General features: G+C 66.8%; 17 protein-coding genes. 8 read left to right on the forward strand and 9 right to left on the reverse strand.

Annotated elements, in window-relative coordinates; genetic code table 11:
• The first annotated feature begins 46 nt into the window (after nucleotides 1–46).
• Nucleotides 47–1717, forward strand: coding sequence for a malate synthase A (aceB, locus tag AHIS1636_RS19470; protein WP_264797521.1), 1671 nt, complete (start codon nucleotides 47–49; stop codon nucleotides 1715–1717).
• 260 nt (nucleotides 1718–1977) lie between these two features.
• Here aceB and AHIS1636_RS19475 read toward each other — a convergent pair whose 3' ends face one another.
• Both AHIS1636_RS19475 and AHIS1636_RS19480 read right to left on the reverse strand, forming a co-directional pair.
• Nucleotides 1978–2235 carry a Txe/YoeB family addiction module toxin gene (locus tag AHIS1636_RS19475; RefSeq protein ID WP_264797522.1) on the reverse strand — a complete coding sequence of 86 codons (258 nt, stop codon included), beginning with the start codon at nucleotides 2233–2235 and terminating at the stop codon, nucleotides 1978–1980.
• The gene (locus AHIS1636_RS19480; RefSeq protein ID WP_264797523.1) at nucleotides 2232–2483 is read right to left on the reverse strand and encodes a type II toxin-antitoxin system Phd/YefM family antitoxin; all 252 of its coding nucleotides are present in this window, start codon (nucleotides 2481–2483) and stop codon (nucleotides 2232–2234) included. The genes AHIS1636_RS19475 and AHIS1636_RS19480 overlap by 4 nt, the downstream gene beginning before the upstream one ends.
• 329 nt (nucleotides 2484–2812) lie before the next feature.
• On the opposite strand from AHIS1636_RS19480, the gene AHIS1636_RS19485 reads away from it, so the two are divergent.
• Nucleotides 2813–4270: an MFS transporter gene (locus AHIS1636_RS19485; RefSeq protein WP_264797524.1), complete on the forward strand. Its 1458-nt coding sequence runs from the start codon at nucleotides 2813–2815 to the stop codon at nucleotides 4268–4270.
• Between the two features lie 106 nt (nucleotides 4271–4376).
• Here the strand turns inward: AHIS1636_RS19485 and AHIS1636_RS19490 are convergent, their stop codons facing one another.
• A complete protein-coding gene (locus AHIS1636_RS19490) occupies nucleotides 4377–5003 on the reverse strand; it encodes a CG0192-related protein (protein ID WP_264797525.1) in 627 nt (208 codons plus the stop codon).
• A gap of 210 nt (nucleotides 5004–5213) precedes the next feature.
• Here AHIS1636_RS19490 and AHIS1636_RS19495 point away from each other — a divergent pair, with 210 nt between their 5' ends.
• Nucleotides 5214–6653 carry an amino acid permease gene (locus tag AHIS1636_RS19495; RefSeq protein WP_264797526.1) on the forward strand — a complete coding sequence of 480 codons (1440 nt, stop codon included), beginning with the start codon at nucleotides 5214–5216 and terminating at the stop codon, nucleotides 6651–6653.
• Nucleotides 6654–6718: 65 nt separating this feature from the next.
• Here the strand turns inward: AHIS1636_RS19495 and AHIS1636_RS19500 are convergent, their stop codons facing one another.
• A complete protein-coding gene (locus tag AHIS1636_RS19500; protein ID WP_264797527.1) occupies nucleotides 6719–7672 on the reverse strand; it encodes an acyl-CoA thioesterase in 954 nt (317 codons plus the stop codon).
• A gap of 115 nt (nucleotides 7673–7787) precedes the next feature.
• On the opposite strand from AHIS1636_RS19500, the gene AHIS1636_RS19505 reads away from it, so the two are divergent.
• Nucleotides 7788–9062: an MFS transporter gene (locus AHIS1636_RS19505; protein ID WP_264797528.1), complete on the forward strand. Its 1275-nt coding sequence runs from the start codon at nucleotides 7788–7790 to the stop codon at nucleotides 9060–9062.
• 20 nt (nucleotides 9063–9082) lie between these two features.
• On the opposite strand, the gene AHIS1636_RS19510 is transcribed toward AHIS1636_RS19505, so the two are convergent.
• Together AHIS1636_RS19510 and AHIS1636_RS19515 are read right to left on the reverse strand one after the other, a co-directional pair.
• A complete protein-coding gene (locus AHIS1636_RS19510) occupies nucleotides 9083–9955 on the reverse strand; it encodes an alpha/beta fold hydrolase (protein ID WP_309298644.1) in 873 nt (290 codons plus the stop codon).
• On the reverse strand, nucleotides 9930–10721 hold the full coding sequence (locus AHIS1636_RS19515) for a hypothetical protein (RefSeq protein ID WP_264797530.1): 792 nt from the start codon (nucleotides 10719–10721) through the stop codon (nucleotides 9930–9932). The genes AHIS1636_RS19510 and AHIS1636_RS19515 overlap by 26 nt, the downstream gene beginning before the upstream one ends.
• Before the next feature lie 316 nt (nucleotides 10722–11037).
• On the opposite strand from AHIS1636_RS19515, the gene AHIS1636_RS19520 reads away from it, so the two are divergent.
• The 3 genes from AHIS1636_RS19520 (at nucleotide 11038) to AHIS1636_RS19530 (ending at nucleotide 13415) form a co-directional block, all read left to right on the forward strand.
• Nucleotides 11038–11679 carry a response regulator transcription factor gene (locus AHIS1636_RS19520; RefSeq protein WP_264797531.1) on the forward strand — a complete coding sequence of 214 codons (642 nt, stop codon included), beginning with the start codon at nucleotides 11038–11040 and terminating at the stop codon, nucleotides 11677–11679.
• A gap of 75 nt (nucleotides 11680–11754) precedes the next feature.
• Nucleotides 11755–12456: a DsbA family oxidoreductase gene (locus AHIS1636_RS19525; protein WP_264797537.1), complete on the forward strand. Its 702-nt coding sequence runs from the start codon at nucleotides 11755–11757 to the stop codon at nucleotides 12454–12456.
• A 239-nt stretch (nucleotides 12457–12695) separates the two neighbouring features.
• A complete protein-coding gene (locus tag AHIS1636_RS19530; RefSeq protein ID WP_264797532.1) occupies nucleotides 12696–13415 on the forward strand; it encodes a ZIP family metal transporter in 720 nt (239 codons plus the stop codon).
• Nucleotides 13416–13504: 89 nt separating this feature from the next.
• Here the strand turns inward: AHIS1636_RS19530 and AHIS1636_RS19535 are convergent, their stop codons facing one another.
• The 3 genes from AHIS1636_RS19535 to AHIS1636_RS19545 form a co-directional block, all read right to left on the reverse strand.
• Nucleotides 13505–14656, reverse strand: a complete 1152-nt coding sequence (locus AHIS1636_RS19535; RefSeq protein ID WP_264797533.1) for an AI-2E family transporter — start codon at nucleotides 14654–14656, stop codon at nucleotides 13505–13507.
• 96 nt (nucleotides 14657–14752) lie between these two features.
• Nucleotides 14753–15058: an SHOCT domain-containing protein gene (locus tag AHIS1636_RS19540; protein ID WP_264797534.1), complete on the reverse strand. Its 306-nt coding sequence runs from the start codon at nucleotides 15056–15058 to the stop codon at nucleotides 14753–14755.
• Between the two features lie 26 nt (nucleotides 15059–15084).
• Nucleotides 15085–15513 (reverse strand): DUF6325 family protein, encoded by a 429-nt coding sequence (locus tag AHIS1636_RS19545; RefSeq protein ID WP_264797535.1) that lies wholly within the window; start codon nucleotides 15511–15513, stop codon nucleotides 15085–15087.
• Nucleotides 15514–15745: 232 nt separating this feature from the next.
• Here AHIS1636_RS19545 and AHIS1636_RS19550 point away from each other — a divergent pair, with 232 nt between their 5' ends.
• The gene (locus AHIS1636_RS19550) at nucleotides 15746–16576 is read left to right on the forward strand and encodes a class II glutamine amidotransferase (protein WP_264797536.1); all 831 of its coding nucleotides are present in this window, start codon (nucleotides 15746–15748) and stop codon (nucleotides 16574–16576) included.
• Nucleotides 16577–16598: the final 22 nt, after the last annotated feature.

The raw sequence follows: 16598 nt of genomic DNA on the forward strand, positions 1-16598 counted from the left end.
GCGGGCACCCGCCGTCGTACCCCAAAAATTTTTAGGAGTGAGTCCCATGAACGATCCGATCACCTTGAACGGCATCACGCTGACCGGCACCCCCGTGCGCCGGCAGGAGGAAGTGCTGACCCCGCAGGCGCTGGACTTCGTCGCCCGGCTGCACCGCGCCACCGCCGAGCGCCGGCGCGAACTGCTCGAGCAGCGCGAGGACCGCCGCCGCACGATCGCCCGCGGCGAGGACCCGCGTTTCCTCGAGGAGACCCGGCACATCCGCGAGGACTCCTCCTGGCAGGTCGCCCCGATCGCGCCCGGGCTGGAGGACCGCCGGGTCGAGATCACCGGCCCGGTGGACCGGAAGATGACCATCAACGCGCTGAACTCGGGCGCCAAGGTGTGGCTGGCGGACATGGAGGACTCCTCCACCCCGAGCTGGTCCAACGTCGTCAACGGGCAGCTGAACCTGACCGACGCGCTGGACCGCAAGATCGACTTCACCACCGAGGCCGGCAAGGAATACAAGCTGCGCGGCGAGAAGCTGACCGACATGCCGACCATCGTGGTGCGGCCCCGCGGCTGGCACCTGCCTGAGAAGCACATGCTGATCGGCGGCGAGCCCGTGGCCGGCGGCATCGTGGACTTCGGCCTCTACTTCTTCCACAACGCCCAGCGGCTGATCGCACAGGGCCGCGGCCCATACTTCTACCTGCCGAAGATCGAGTCCCACCACGAGGCCCGGCTGTGGAACGACGTGTTCATCCTGGCCCAGGACCTGCTCGGCATCCCGCAGGGCACCATCCGCGCGACCGTGCTGATCGAGACGATCACCGCAGCGTTCGAGATGGAGGAGATCCTTTACGAACTGCGCGACCACGCCTCGGGCCTGAACGCCGGCCGCTGGGACTACATCTTCTCCGTGATCAAGAACTTCCGCACCCGCGGCCCCCGGTTCGTCCTGCCCGACCGCACCCAGGTCACCATGACGGCCCCGTTCATGCGCTCCTACACCGAGCAACTGGTCCGCGCCTGCCACCGCCGCGGGGCGATGGCGATCGGCGGGATGGCCGCCTTCATCCCGAACCGCCGCAAGCCGGACATCAACAAGATCGCGATGGAGCAGGTCCGCGCCGACAAGACCCGCGAGGCCGGCGACGGCTTCGACGGCTCCTGGGTGGCGCATCCGGACCTGGTGCCGGTGGCCCGCGAGGTCTTCGACTCCGTGCTCGGCGAGCGGCCGAACCAGATCGACCGCAAGCGCGAGGACGTCACCCCGGACGACCGCGGCCTGCTGAACATCGCCGGCACCGAGGGCTCCATCACCGAGACCGGCATCCGCACCAACATCGAGGTCGGCATCCAGTACATCGAGTCGTGGCTGCGGGGCCACGGCGCGGCCGCCATCAAGAACCTGATGGAGGACGCCGCCACCGCCGAGATCTCGCGGTCGCAGATCTGGCAGTGGATCAACGCCCACGCCATCACTAACGACGGCGAAATCGTCACCGAGCGCTGGGTTCGGGACCTGCTGGACGAGGAGTTCGACAAGCTGCCCCGGTTCGACGGCGACCGCTTCGATGACGCCCGCGAGATCTTCGAGACCGTCTCGCTGGGCCGCGACTTCCCGCCCTTCCTGACCACGCCCGCGTACACCGATTACCTGGACGGCAAGGACGAGCAGCCCCGCCGCCGGCGCCAGCCGCAGCCGGAGCGGGAGATGGTCGCCGCGTAGGCATCGGAGGGGCCGCTCCAACAGGGCGGCCCCTCCCCCAACCTCCGGCGGGCGGTACCTTCCATCCCGCCCGCCGGCTCCTCTTTCCGCGGAGCCGCCCGCTCCACGCTTTCTTCGCCACAGGCAGCCCGAAAGCCGGGCGGAGCGGCGGCCCCGCGGAGCAACAAAATAGGATCGGCCCCCGACTCACTGAGCCGGGGGCCGATCCGTTGTCCTCCGGATGTTTTAGTGCTCCCACCTCACTGATGGAATGAGCTCAGCTACTCATAGTGGTAGCGGCAGGCCGCAATCAGAATCTCATCGCCTGTAGTCCTGTAGACGAGCCGATGTTCTTCATTGATGCGCCGCGACCAATAGCCCTGAAAACCGTGCTTGAGCGGCTCAGGCTTGCCGATCCGCTCATTGCCGTTCCTGGCAATGTCCCGGATGAGAAGGTTGATCCGCTTGAGCATCTTGCGGTCTTGGACTTGCCACCACTCATAGTCGGCCCAGGCATCCTCGTCCCAGACAAGCCTCACTCGGCGAGGTCATGTTCAGTGCCGCGCCCCTTTTCCAGCCGCTCGATGGAGGCAAGCAGGCGGCGGGCGTTGGCAGGGTTTCGAAGCAGGTAAGCGGATTCCTTCAAGGATTCATAGTCGTCCAGCGCGACCATCACCACGGGCTCGTGCCCGGCCCGGGTGATCACCACTTCCTCCCGGTCATCCACGACGGAGTTTAGGGTTTCGGCATACTTGGCCCTGGACTCGGAATAAGACATTGTTCGCATAACTACCTCTGACGTACTTGAAATTGTACGTTGAGTTCCTCGCCACGGGTAGCGGTACACCGACGCCTACGTTCCCCCCGGAAGGAGCGGCACAACCGGCCGGACCGTGAACGAGCGGGCACGAGGGTGCTCTCCACCCGGAATATGACGGCGGGCGCACGTGGGGCGTGTCACAATTATGGGCAAGGCCAGAACCGGGACGCCCTGGAGCTGGACAACGCGGGGGCCGTTGACCAGCCAATTTTCGGGGCGGAAGCGGTTTTCATTGCTCTCTGGGCATCATTCAATGCGTGTGATGTCTTGGACGGGCATCAATCCGACTGGATAACGTGGCCGATGCGCTGTGGCTCCGCACACAGGACCGAGTGCCGCAGTTCACCAGCTTCATCTATCCGAAGGGTCAGCCCTCCATGCAGTCTGTAGCGCTCGACGTGGCGGATGTGGCCACAGCCACCAAGAAATTCTTCTCCCGCGTCCTGCCCATCATGCTGGTCATGCTGGTGTGCAACCAGTTGAACCGCTCCAACATCGGCTACGCCCAGGAACACCTGCAGGCCGACGTGGGCATCGGCGCCGCGGCGTACGGCTTCGGGGCCGGCCTGTTCTTCATCGCCTACGCGCTATTCGAGCTGCCCAGCAACGTGATGATGGAGAAGTACGGCGCCAAGGTATGGCTGGCCCGGATCATGGTCAGCTGGGGAATCGTGGCGTTCCTGATGTCCTTCGTCCAGAACGAGACGATGTTCTACGTCCTGCGCTTCCTGCTGGGCGCGGCCGAGGCGGGCTTCTTCCCGGCCGTCATCTTCTACTTCTCCCGCTGGGTGCCTGCCGGCCAGCGCGGCCGCGCGACGGCGTTGTTCATCGCCGGATCCTCGATCGCCGCCGCATTGTCCGGCCCGATCGCCGGCAGCCTGCTGACCTTGGACGACACCCTCGGACTGCACGGCTGGCAGTGGCTGTTCGGCATCGAGGGCGCGCTCTCCGTCGTCGTCGGCATCATTGTGTTCTTCCTGCTGGACTCCAGGATCCAGGACGCCCGCTGGCTGACGGCCGGCGAGAAGGCCGCCCTCAGCGCCACCATTGAGGCCGAGGACGCTGCGCATATCAAGAACGACGACGGGGCCAAGTTGAACCGTTGGAAGATGCTGCTCAACCCGCAGATCATGCTGCTCTGCCTCCTCTACTTCTCGATCCAGCTCTCCATCTACGCCAACACCTTCTGGCTGCCGGCCATCGTGCGGCAAATCCCCGGCACGACCGACCTGACCGTCGGCTTCCTCTCCGCCATCCCGTGGGTCTGCGCGGTCTTCGCCATGTACTTCGCCGGCAAGCTGCAGGACAAGGCGCGCTCCAAGCGGCCGCTGCTGGTGGTGGCGCTGCTGGTTGCCGCCGCGGGCACGTACTGCGCCGCCGTGGACTCGCCGGTCCTGGCCCTGGTGTTCCTGGCCATCGCCGCGATGGGCTTCAAGAGCGCCTCCCCGCTGTTCTGGACCATCCCGCAGTCCGGCCTGCACCCGATGGTGCTGGCGCCGGCTATCGCGATCATCAACTCCATCGGCAACCTCGGCGGGTTTGTCGCCCCGTTCGGCTTCGGCATCATCAAGGAACAGACCGGCAGCGTCATCCCGGGCCTCTTCGGCCTCGCCGCGGTCTCGGCCATCGCCGCCGGCATCGTCTACTTCCTCCACGAACGGCGCCCCGATGCCCCGGTCAAAGACGGCGCGAAGAGTGAGGCCAAGCAGGCCGGCGCCGAGAGGCCGGCCGCCCTGCGCGGGCGCCACGCCTAGCCAACCTGCCGGATCCAGCCGGAGGCCCGGGACCGATCCGTTCGGTCCCGGGCCTCCGGCTGCTATGGCGCGGGCAGCGCGAATGCGGCCGCGCCGGGCGGACCCCTCAGGAAATCGAGGCGAGGACGAGCGGCTGCTGGCCATCCCAGCTGCCGGTGAGGAAGTGGGCGCCGGCGGCGCTGTCGTGGGCTGCGGGGAGGTGGTCGACGGCGAGGGTCGTTTCGCCGGCCTCGATGGTGGTGACGCTCCCCGCGGTGGCGGGGGCCGCCGTCGTTATTTCCGGCACCTGCGCGCCCGGGGTACCGCTGCCGCGGACGGTGACGACGGCGGGGACGGGCTCGAGGGTGCCGTCGACGTCGCGGAACACGTCGGCCCCGGTGCCGCCCTGCAGGACGGCGGCGGCGAGGGCGGCGGCGTAGACCGGGTCGGCGGTGGCGTCGTAGACCCAGCGGTCACCGAGGACGGAGTGCTCCATGGTGCCGGCGAGGGCGGTCTCGGCTCCGTCCAGCGGCGCTCCGCGGTAGGTCAGCGGGACGTGCACGATGCGGCCGTCGAGGCGGAGCAGGTGGGATTCCATGCCGACGGCGTCGGCGGGGTCATCGAAGCGATAGGCGCCGAGGTACTCCAGGTCCGCGGCGTCAGCCTCCGGCGGGAACCAGGACTGCTTCGGCAGCCAGGTGGAGAGGAGTTCCTGCTTGGTCGGGTTCAGGACTGCGTCGTAGATGATGGCCATGGCTGTAGCCTACGATGCCGCGGCAAGGGCGGCCGTGGATGAGGCGGAATCCCCGGCCGGGCAGATACTGGTGCCTGGTGCTGGCCCGCCGCCGCGGCCGGCGATGTGGCGCCGGGCACGGGAGTCAATTCGGGCGCGGGCCCGGGCGTAGAATTGATTGGCCGCATTTGCAGGCCATTCCCCTTTTCTGCCGAAACTAGGTTTGTTGCCATGCCTCAATTCGCCCAGGCTCTCGCCCGCGGCTTGAATGTCCGCCACATCCGCTTCATGGCCCTCGGCTCCGCGATCGGGACGGGCTTGTTCTACGGGTCCGCGGCCGCGATCCAGTCGGCCGGACCGGCGGTGCTGCTGGCCTACATGATCGGTGGGGCGGCCGTCTTCCTGGTCATGCGGGCGCTCGGCGAGATGGCGGTGCGGCATCCGGTCTCGGGCTCGTTCGGGCAGTACGCCAGCCGCTACCTCGGGCCGTTCGCGGGGTTCATCACGGGCTGGACGTTCGCGTTCGAGATGGCCATCGTGGCGATCGCGGACGTGACGGCCTTCGGCATCTACATGGGCTTCTGGTTCCCGGAGGTGCCGCGCTGGATCTGGATCCTGGCCGTGGTCTTCCTGATCGCGGCGCTGAACCTGATGCGGGTGAAGGTCTTCGGCGAGGCCGAGTTCTGGCTCTCCATCATCAAGGTCTCGGCGATCATCGCGATGATTGCCGGCGGCATTGCCATTGTGGTCTTCGGCTTCGGACTGCCCGATGCCGCGAATCCGGGCCTGGGCACGATGCTCGGCGAGGGCGGGTTCTTCGCGAACGGATTCTGGGGGCTGCTGGCTTCCTTCTCTATCGTGATGTTCGCCTTCGGCGGGATCGAGACGATCGGCATCACGGCCGGCGAGGCGGAGAACCCGAAGAAGGCCATCCCCGCGGCGGTCAATACCGTGCCGGTGCGCATCCTGCTCTTCTACGTGCTGACCCTCGGCGTGCTGATGATGATCTTCCCGTGGAACCAGATCGACGGCGAGACCAGCCCGTTCGTGCAGATCTTCGATGCACTGGGGATTCCGGCCGCGGCGCACATCCTCAACGCCGTGGTCATCACAGCCGCGCTCTCGGCGATCAACTCGGACACCTTCGGGGCCGGCCGGATGATGTACGGGCTGGCGCAGCAGGGACAGGCTCCGGCCGCGTTCGCCAAGATCTCCCGTCACGGGGTCCCGTGGATGACCGTGGCGACGATGACCGCGGTGCTGCTGGCCGGCGTCGTACTTAACGCCCTGCTGCCCGAGTCCCTGTTCCTGATCATCGCGTCGATCGCCACCTTCGCGACCGTTTGGGTGTGGCTGATGATCCTGCTCTCGCACATCGGAATGAAGCGCGAGATTGCACGGAAGAACCTGCCGGCCTCCGAGTTCGGCGTGCCGTTCTGGCCGGTGGCGTCCTACGCGGCGCTGGCGTTCATGGTGTTCATCGTGGTGCTCCTGGGCGTGATGCCGGAGACCCGCGTGGCCATGGTGGTGGGCGTGGTGTGGATCGGCCTGCTGTTCGTGGCCTACCGGTTCGGAGTCAAGGGCAAGGGGCACGCCCGCGCCGAGCTGCTGGACGAAACCGGCGAGCCGGTGGAGCCTGCCGCCGCCGTTTCGGCGGAGCGGCGCGGCTGAGCCTGCTGTCGCTGAGGGCCAGCGTCGCTGGCTGTGCCGGCAGTCCCGGAGCCGGGACCCCGGGGCTAGTACGTCCGCTCGACGTCGAACTCCAGCGGCGGCAGGGCGGCCCGGCGGCGGACCAGGTCCAGGGCGTGCGCGTCCAGCCTCCTGTCCTCGTCGGTGCGCAGCACGAGCTGCGGAACTTCGGCGGCGTGGCCGTCCGGGTTCCGCGTGACGAACACGGTCATGCACTGCGTGGTGTCCCGCCATTCGCCGCCGCGCGGGTCGCGGGCCCGCACGTGGACGGCGATGTGCATGGAGTGCGGGCCGGTGTGGATCATCCGGGCGGACAGGTCCACCAGGTCGCCGATATGGATGGGGCTCAGGAAGTGGATGCCGCCCGAGTACACGGCCACCGCGTCGGCGCCGCACCAGCCCATGGCGCAGGCCCGGGCCACCTCGTCGATCCAGCGCATGACGATTCCGCCGTGCGCGTTGCCGCCCCAGTTCACGTCGCCCGGGGCGGCCAGGAAACGGAAGCGTTCCTCCGGCGTCGTTCCGGCGTCCGTGTACTCCTGGCCGCGCATGATGTCGCGGATGTCGCGGCGGGCCTCGACCCGGCCGGCGATGCCGCGGGCCAGGCGTGCGGAGGCCTCATCGCCCGGCTCCCAGGCCGGGATCCGGCGCGGCCGCCCGTCCTCGTCGACGGCGACGAACACGAGGATGCAGTCCATGGCGGGCTTGAACTGGCGGGAGCGCACGTCGGCGGCGTCGACGGTGACCACCACCTGCATGCTGGAGCGGCCGGTGTGCGCGATGCGGGCCGTGACCTCGATCAGGTCGCCGTTGACGATGGGCCGGGTGAAGTGCACGTTGCCCACGTAGGCGGTGACGCAGTAGCCGCCCGAGTAGCCGACGGCGCAGGCATAGCCGGCCTTGTCGATCCACTCCAGCACCCTGCCCGCCTGCACCGTGGTCCCGTCTTGGGCGACGTCGGCCGGTGCGGCGAGGAAACGGAGCATGATCGAATCTTCCATGCCGACATGCTAGCCCTCACGAGGGGCACTAAGGCACCTTCGCAAAGGAGGATAATGGAATGTTGCTTCGGGCAAACATCAGGTACCAGGTCGAGGAGAGGAACCAGCGGCAAACGTGGGCATTGAACAGACAAGCAGGCTGTGGACCAAGGACTTCATCCTCGCGATCGTCACCAACTTGTTCATCTCGATGGTCTACTACCTCCTGATGGTCTCGATGGCGCTCTACGCCGTGGAGCGGTTCCAGGCCTCGGACAGCGCGGCGGGCTTCGCGTCCAGCTCCTTCATCATCGGCGCGGTGGTGGCGCGGCTGTTCAGCGGCCGCCTGATGGAAGTGGTGGGCCGGAAGCGGCTGCTTATCGTCAGCCTGGCCGCCTACACCCTGCTGTCCTACCTCTACATTCCGAGCGGCTCGCTCGGGCTGCTGCTGGCGCTGCGGCTGCTGCACGGCATGGCGTTCGGGGCGGGGAGCACGGCGCTGGCGGCCGGCGTGCAGGGGCTCATCCCGCCGGCGCGGCGCAGCGAGGGAACCGGCTACTTCGGGGTTTCGACGACGCTGTCGACGGCGGTGGGCCCGTTCCTGGCGGTGCTGCTGTCCGCGGGCGGCAACTACGACGGCATTTTCTGGTTCTGCACGGTCTCCTCGATTGCGGCGCTGACGGTGGGCCTGCTGGTCCGGCTGCCCGAGCGCCGCACCCCCGCCGTCGAAAATCCGGCCCCGGAAGACCCGGCTTCGCCAGCCCCCGTTCCGTCGGCGAAGAAGAGGCGGCGGATGGGCCTGACGTCCATCGTCGATCCGGATGCCCTGCCGATCTCGCTGGTCACGCTGCTGGGCGGTTTCGCCTACTCCGGCATCGTGGCGTTCCTGACCTCCTACACGCGGGAGCAGGGGCTGGATTCGGCGGCCGCCCTGTTCTTCCTGGTCTACGCCATCGCCGTGCTCGTCTCCCGGCTCTTCGCCGGACGGATCCAAGACCGGCGCGGCGACAACATGGTCATGTATCCGATGCTGCTGGTCTTCGCGGCGGGGCTGGCGCTGCTCGCGTTCGAGCCGAGCGTCGCCACGATCATGCTTGCGGCGGCTTTCAGCGGGCTCGGCTTCGGCGGCCTGATGCCGGCCGTCCAGGCCATCGCGGTCAACGCCGTGCCGGAGGCCCGGATGGGCCTGGCGACGTCCACGTTCTTCGTGATGCTCGATGTGGGCGTGGGCTTCGGTCCGGTGCTGCTCGGCGTCTTCCTGCCGATGACGGGGTTCGGCGGAATGTACGCGGGGCTTTGCGCGCTGGTGGTCCTCAGCATCGGCGTCTACGTCCTGGTGCACGGCCGGAAGCCCGGAGCCCGGCGGCCCGTCGCGAGCCACCTTCACTCCGCGGCGACCGGCGAAGGCTGAACCTGTCTCTGCGAGGTGCTTCACGATCTGGCCGCCAGATCCAGGCAGTGCCGGGCCACGGCCGCCGGGCTCCGGTACATCGCGGCATGGGCCTCGTCGGGCACTTCCGACACGGCCGCCGCTTCGCCGGCAGCCGCTAGCTCGGCCAGCCAGGACCGCGGGGCGATGGGATCGTGTTCTCCCCGGACAAGGACGATCGGGGCCTCGATCAGCGGCAGCCGCTCCTCCAGCCGGTATCCGATCATGTGCGCCGCATTAGCGTAGTACCAGCGGCGCCCGCAGCGCAGATAGTCGCCGGCCGCCGTCCATGCCACCTTGGGCGGCTCCCGGAAGGTGTCTTGGATCAGCCGCCGCCGCTGGATCCGGATGGTCCGCTCCCGGCTGTTGATGGGGGGCCCGAGCAGCACCAGCGACCGGACCGCGGTCGGATCGGCCAGCGCCATTTCGACCCCGATCAGGCATCCCATGGAATGTCCGACGACGATGAACCGGCCGGTATGCAGTTGCTGCAGCGCTTGCGCGGCCAGTCGGCCGGTTTCCCTGATCGGCAGCGCCTGGAGCGGGCGCCTTGCCGCGCCGAAGCCGGGCAGGTGTAGGGCGTGCACAGTTGCTGTGGCCGCTAGTTCCCGGGCAAGGGGGACAAAGTACCGGGGGGACATTCCGATTCCAGGCACCAGCACGAAGCAATCTGCCCCCGAACCCCGGGTTTCGATCCCGAACTCGGTGCCTTCCACATGAAGGCACCGCCATTCCACGTCACTGGTACGCACACTGCTCCAGTTGCCTGCCGCCCAGACAGACGCAGATCCATGTCGGCTTGGCAGCCACGAAGAAAGCCTCGAGTCGAAGTTGGGGAAATGCTGTACGTCATCCGGGTTGGTACTCATAGCCATCGGGGTCCAGTTTGGCCCCCTCTTTCGGGTCGTGGAATAGGGCGCCAGGGTCCAGCGCCGCGCTGATGTCCGCACAGGCCGCCGCGACGAGGAGGCCGTGGATCTGTTCCGCCTGCAATTCGTTGTGCCAAGGTGCCGGGACGACGAATCTGATTGATAAACCAGAGGCGGGAAGCCCAAACACGGCGTCGAAGTTGTTCCCGGTCGTGACTTCGACGTCAGTGCCTGCCAAGTCCAGCGCCAGCAAAGTCTTCGTTCCAGCCCGGCGCGCCTGGCTCACCGGTCGCCGAAGCATCTTTGGGTCAGTGGACTTCATGTCTTGGTGCAGAGCCGACAGGAACCTTTGCAGAGCAAGCTGGGCGTTATCCACCCGCCCTGTCAGCGAGTGGCCACGCCGCCACCTCGACGCGGCGAAACGGAACGCTGTCTGCGTTTCTTCGATCATTTCCCCGGCCGACGGCGACGGCGGATAGTGCCAGCCCGCGGCGGTCAGCCGGGTGGCCAAGGACCCGATAAAGACATCACCGATCAGACACAGGGCGTCCCTAGGCAGATTGGACTTCCGAAATTCGCTGGCTTCGGCAAAGCTCCTGATCTCGTCCCACAGCGTATCGGCCCCGGCGATCTTGCCGAGTTCCCGATCAAGGAACCGGGCAGCGGTACGCAGGGTTCTGACGGAGGGGTCGGCGCCCAGCGCGGCGTTCGCCATCGTCACTGCGCTAAGCAGGCCGTAACCGACGCCTTTGTTGTCCCTGATTTCAACCATGTCGCCCTCCGCGAAACAGCGGCCTGTCTTTGTACTGGACAGCATGGCCCCGACTCGTGGGCAGGTCAATGAATCGGACCGGCGCATGCCGCTTTCGCCGGACCATGTTGGGGCGACGCTCCGGGGGCGGTCCTGACCTTCCGGCCTAACGGCCGGACCTCACTTCCGCTGCTCTGATCCACTGCTCAGGCGAGTCATATTGGACGTCCTGTGGAGGGATGAAGCAGAATCGGGTCTGGGTTCCGATGCGGGGATCGCATTTGGGGCCTGTCGTCGGGGGACAAGGACAGGTCGTCTGGGGACAAGGACAGTACGGATGAGTACTCGGGGAAATGCTGTTGCGCGCGTTGCTGTGGTCAGCAGTCAAGCATTGTTTGCGGAGCTGCTCTGCCGGGAGGTGACCCTTCGCCAAGGCTTGGCTTCGGCAGGGTTCGCCGGGACTATCAACGAGGCAGCGGTGCTTTGCGCCGGTGTCGGACCGGACGTTGTCGTCGTGGATTGCGCCCTGCCGGACGGTGACGGGCTCGAGGCAGCCGACCGGATCCTCGCATCAGCTCCGTTGGCAAGAATCATTCTGCTTACCACTGGCCCTGTCCAGGAAATCCTGTCCCGCGCCTCCGAAACCGCGATCAGCGGCGTGCTGCCCATGAACGGCCCATTGGAAGGCCTGATGGAGGCAATCCGACATGCCCGGCCGGGAGCGATGACAGGTCACCCGTCACCGCTGGTACCCGCCGTTGTACCCGGAGCCGCATCGAAAGCCCCTGCGCTCACCCGAAGGGAGATGCAGGTTCTGGTTCTCCTTGCCGAAGGCTGTGATGTCCGCACCACGGCAAGGAACCTCAACATCACCTTGAATACCTGCCGGGGCTACGTGAAATCGATACTGAGCAAGCTGGACGCACGCACGCAGCTGCAGGCAGTAGCCTCGGCGAGGAAACTGCAGCTGCTGGCCTAACGCTGCGGGGCAACCGCCATAAAGCAGACAACTACGTTAAGGAATACCGGCGCCCGCCCGAATGTTGACGTGTCCATGAAAGTTGAGATCTGGTCTGACGTCGCCTGCCCCTGGTGCTTCATCGGAAAGCGCCGCTTCGAGAGCGCCCTGGAGAACTTCGAACACAAGGATGAGGTCGAAGTCCAGTGGCGCAGCTACCAGCTGGACCCCACGCTGCCGCAGCATTATGACGGCACCGAGACCGAATACCTGAGCGAGATCAAGGGCATGCCGCAGCAGCAGGTCCGCCAGATGTTCGAGCATGTCACGGCCCAGGCCGCCGGCGAGGGCCTGTCCTACGACTTCGACAAGATCGTGGTGGCCAACAGCTTCATGGCGCACCGGTTCATGCACCTGGCCAAGGAACACGGCAGGATGGACGCGGCAAAGGAGGCGCTGCTCTCCGGCCATTTCGAACATGGTGAAGACATCGGCGACATCGATTACCTGGTGCGCACCGGCGTCGTACTTGGCCTCGATGAGCCGGAGGTGCGCGAGGCCCTGGCCGGCGACAAATACTCCGCCGAGGTCCGTGCCGACATTGCCGAGGCGCGCGCCCTGGGCGTGAACGGCGTGCCGTTCTTCGTGCTGGACCGCAAATACGGGATCTCCGGGGCGCAGCCGGCCGAGGTGTTCGGACGCGCGCTGCAGCAGGCGTGGGGCGAGCGTTCTCCCCTGACCGTCCTGCCGGGCAACGCTAACGACGGCGCGACCTGCGGTCCGGAGGGCTGCAACTGACCCTTCGGGGTACTTCGGGCGCCGCCCGCCGCCGACGGCTGGGTCTCATCCTCGCCGGATGATCCGAGGTGCATCCGCTCCCGACCATAATGGCGGTTACGGAGCCGCCGGTGCTTCGGGACCCGCCGAGAGGATCCTGGGATGACGGGATGCACGCCCATGCCGCAGGGGGCCGATTCAGGCTCTGCTGGTGCCGCCATATTCTCTGTCAGGGCGGGCGCCTAGGCGGGAGGACGTCGATGCTGGAGGCACTTGGCTGGGGGTTGCTGGCCGGTTCGTCCTTTCTCCTGGGCGGCCTGGTCGCACTGCGCTGGAACGTGGGCAACAGTGTCTTCCTCGGCGCGCTGACGGCGCTTGGCGCGGGCGCTCTGCTGTCGGCCGTGTCCTACAAGCTCATTGCAGAAGCCGGACGGATGGCCGGCGGGAGCGGCTACGTCGGCGCGGGATTGCTTGGCGGGGCCGTGGCGGCTGCCGTGGTGACCTCAGGCAAGCTGCGGGGCGGCAGGTTGTCAGGACCTCCCCGCCACGATCCGAGCTTTTGGATCGTGGGGTTGTCCGTGATCGCGGAAGCCATCATCATCACCGGGGGCCTGCTCGGCAGCACCGGACTCAGCGCCGCGGTGCTTGCCGCGGTCTTCCTGTGCGGGTTCCCCGAGTCCATGGCCGACACCGGGCCGTTGCGCGCTGCGGGCCATACCAGGGCCCAGATTATCGGCGGCTGGCTGGCGATGATGCTCCTGTGCGGAGTGGCCACTGCCGCCTTCACGGGGCTGCTGGCGCCGGCACCGGAGGAACTCGTGGCGTTTGTGCTGGCGTTCGCCGGCGGCGGCATCCTCACCTATGTGATCGTCCACATGATTCCGGAGGCGATCAAGGACGCCGGCGCCGTCACCGGAATCACCGCCGCGGTGGGCTTCGGCCTCTCCTTCTCGCTGATCGAGATTCTCGGCGCGCACTGACTACCGAGCACCGCACTGACCGGTTGCAGCACTGGCCGGTTGCAGCGTGGAGATGCCCCGTTGCGTTTCGCTTCGCCTGCTGCCCCTTGTCAGGTGCCCGGTAAACCGCCGGGCTCAGGGTTCTGGTTGCCGCGCCGCCGGCGTGCGCGGATCTCGTGGTCTTCCTGCTCGAGGAGCGCCTTGAGCTCCGTTCTGTCCCCGGTAAACGGCCGCCACCAGGCCAGGGCCGGGTCCGAGTCGAGGAGGATGGTGCGGGCCAGGAGGGTCAGCGGGACGGCAAGGATGGCGCCCACCGGACCGAGGACCAACGCCCAAAACAGGACGGAGACGAAGGTCAGCGTCTCGCTCAGGGCCACCGCGTTGCCGACGAATTTCGGCTGGATGATGGACTGGATGATGCTGTTGACCACCCCGTAGAGCACGATGACGGCGGCGGCGGTCGGCCAGCCTCCCGTGAGGAACCCGAAGAACAAGGGCGGGACGATGGCGATGAAGTAGCCGATATTGGGGATGAAGCTGCAGATGAACGAGAGCAGCCCCCACAGCAGGGCGCCGGGAACCTGCAGGATGAGCAGGACGACCCAGTTGACCAGGCCCTGCGCTGCTCCGAGGATCGTTGTGGCGACCATATAGCGGCGGACCCCCGTGGCGAAGTCGTTGAACGCCGCGACGATGGATGGCCTGCGGTACTCCAGGTGGGTCAGCAGGGCCGGCACGCGCGAGCCGTCGATCGCCATGAGGATCAGCGTCGTCAGAATGACGACGAGGATGCCGACGACTGCCGTGATGTTGCCCAGCAGGGCGGCGACGAAACTGATAATGCGGCTCGGGCTAAAGCCCTGGAGAACGGTCTGCACCTGTTCGGTGCCGAACCCGATCTTTTCCAGCAGCGCGGCGATAGAGGCGCCGAGTTCGCCGAGCTGGGCGGCATACTGAGGCAGCAGCGCGGAAAACTGCGCGAGCGCCGTGATGAGGATGGCGGTGAGGCCGGCCAGCAGGGCAAAGACGGCGACGATCGTGGTTCCGGTGGCCACGCCCCGGCGGATTCCGTGTGCCTGCATCCAGTGCCGCAAGGGGTGCACGCAAAGCGTCAGCACAAACGCCAGGAAGACCGGGGTGAAGACGCCCCGGGCTGCGGACAGGCCAAACGCTGCGATGGTCGCGCCGCCGAGGGTGAGCAGGATGGTGGTGCTGCGCGGAAGGGCGGGACGCGGCTCAGGTGCAGCTGGTTCCGGGCTCATGGGTCCCTCCTATGTTCCGTTAGCGGCCGGCTCGATGCTGCTCCGGATCCTGCGGGTCGTCGCACGCGATGGAGCGGGCGCCGGGCCAAGGCTGTTTCATGTCAGCAGCCTGGCTTTCGCGGCGGCGAATTCGTCATCGGTCAGCACGCCGGAAATGCGCAGTTCGGCGAGCCGGGCAAGCTGGTCGGCGAGCTGGCCTCCGGCTGCCGGAACTTCGGCGGCCGGCACCTCGGCGGCCGGCATGTCAGGGGCTACCGTCCCGGCGTCCGAGGCCTCTTGGTCCCAGCGCGCACGGGCCCGGCGCTCGGCGGTATTCGACGTCGCACCCACCGTTCCGGAAACGACGGCTGTCCGCGAGACGCTTCCCAGCAGACCGGGCCTTCTGCTCCTGGCTGACGGCATGGGATTTCCTCCTGTCGGTTCCAGAGTCAGGTCGCCTCGACCCCGTCTGCCTCAAAGGCCCTCACGACTGTTTCGTGGGGAATCCGGACGTGCAGGGCAACAACACCTCCGGCATGGCGGACGTCTTCCGCGAGGCGCTGCGCCCAGCGGTGCTCGAGGGCTGCCACCAGGGCGGTCTCGTTGTTGCCAATGGATTCCGCCGCGATCCCGATGTCCGCGTCGCTGAGCAGGGTCAACGGGCGGGAACCGACAACCATGGCAGACCAGGCCGGGGGCAAGTCATCTTCGAGGTCACGCACGTGCACCACACCCTGTGCGTCCCGCATGACGAGGACCAGGTCGATGAGGGCAATCGCTCCGGACTGCACGGCCCTGCTGAGCGATACGATGACCGGCTCATCAACTTCCGGCTCCGGGAAGGCGCAGACGATGACTTCAACTGGACCGACTTTCATGTGCAGCTCCTGATCCCGCGTGCGGCCGTCGAGCTCTTGCCTTATCGCCGATTATCCGCAGGGAGTCCTGGTGCAGCCTCACCCGCACCGGATGGTCTGCGGCCGGGCCGGGTTCCCGGCTTTCGGGCCGTCCGTCGTACATAGCCCCGGCAGCTGCGGAGCAGAATCATTCACAGGAGATGATCCGCGAGCACTGCGGCAGTGTTGGAATTGCCTCGGAAAGGACCATGAAATGTGCAGATGGCTCGCTTACTCGGGTTCGCCTGTGAGCTTGGAGGATCTCCTCTTCAAACCCACCAACTCGCTCGTGGTGCAAAGCAAACACTCCCGCTTAGGCGCGGAAACCACCAATGGGGACGGTTTCGGTGTCGGGTGGTACTCAGCCCAGCCGAATCCGGGCGTGTTCCGCAGTACCGAGCCGGCGTGGAACGACCGCAACCTCCGGGAGCTGTCGGTCCATGCCAGATCCGGCCGCGTCTTCGCGCACATTCGTGCCTCCACCGGAACTGCGGTCCAGCAATCGAACTGCCACCCCTTCCGCCACGACCGGTGGCTGTGGATGCACAACGGGCTCATCAGGGACTTCCCGGCCGTGAAACGAGACCTCGCGCTGGCCGTGGAGCCCGGGCTGTTCCCGGATATCGAAGGATCAACGGACTCCGAAGTCTTTTTCTACCTGGCGCTGACGTTCGGCCTCGAACAGGACCAGCCGGCAGCGGTCGCCTCCGCGGTCGGGTTCATCGAGGACGTCGGACGGCGCCACGGGATCGAGAACCCGATCCAGATGACAGTGGCGACCACCAACGGCGACACTACGTGGGCCTTCCGGTACTCCAGCGAGGGCGTTTCCCGATCGCTCTTCCGCAGCACCGACATTTCGACCTTGCAGGCCCATTTCCCGGACAATGTCCTCCTGCAGGGGCTCTCCGAAGACGCGCGCCTGGTCGTCTCCGAGCCCTTGGGCGACCTCCAAGGAGCATGGGAGGAAGTGCCGGAGTCCACGTGCCTCGTCGTCCACGGCGGCGAAGCCGACTTCCTCGCGTTCTCACCGACAGCTGCGTGACACCCGTTACATTTATTCAGTC

It is taken from the genome of Arthrobacter mangrovi (genome assembly GCF_026011795.1).
Taxonomy (GTDB): Bacteria; Actinomycetota; Actinomycetes; order Actinomycetales; family Micrococcaceae; genus Crystallibacter; species Crystallibacter mangrovi.